The 567-nt window shown below is 37.7% G+C and carries 1 protein-coding gene; it reads right to left on the reverse strand.

Annotated features, from left to right (window positions below; genetic code table 11):
* Window positions 1–103 precede the first annotated feature (103 nt).
* The gene (locus Q4567_RS22240; RefSeq protein ID WP_303502490.1) at window positions 104–544 is read right to left on the reverse strand and encodes a hypothetical protein; all 441 of its coding nucleotides are present in this window, start codon (window positions 542–544) and stop codon (window positions 104–106) included.
* Window positions 545–567 lie beyond the last annotated feature (23 nt).

Consider the following 567-nt stretch of genomic DNA (forward strand, 5'->3'; position numbering starts at 1 on the left):
CTAACGTCCACTTAAGCGGACTAAAATTGTTGGCTAAAATGTGTAGCGAAGCGAAACTGAGCCAACTGTTTTAGTTCCGTTTAAAGTGCTTGTTAGCAGTATTTTATGCAACGCGTTCTATGTAAAATGAATAACCATTTTCTACGCTGCCTTTTAAAACAGTTACTTGCCAAAAGTGACCATCTGCAGCCGCTTTTATTGGGGCACTTGTTCTGCCAAATTTAGTTCCTTTTACTAATAAAACTCTGCATCTCAATTTTTCCTTGTAAGAAGTTGATGCAGCTTCAAATAACTCTTTTGAATGGCTAATACTTAGAGGATCATGACCCAATGATTTAGACATTGGAGGAACTCGTTTAGAAAAAGCACCAGCTTTATGATCGTAAACATTATCGTCTGGGTTTATATGATCGATTTCAGCAGAAAATACAAAACTATCATTAGTTTTCGCGACCCAAGAGTATTGATCTCTCTGAGTAGCCCCAAGTAATGAATAAGCTACTTTTAAACCTTGAACCCATTTGATGGGGATTGATGGTTCCATTGAAGCCTCCTTGTACTGCTAAC

Source organism: Aliiglaciecola sp. 2_MG-2023, assembly GCF_030548145.1.
Taxonomy (GTDB): Bacteria; Pseudomonadota; Gammaproteobacteria; order Enterobacterales; family Alteromonadaceae; genus Aliiglaciecola; species Aliiglaciecola lipolytica_A.

Excerpts from the sequence above, each read along its gene's own strand:
- Q4567_RS22240 (WP_303502490.1), bottom strand. The coding sequence starts at position 544 with ATGGAACCATCAATCCCCATCAAATGGGTTCAAGGTTTAAAAGTAGCT.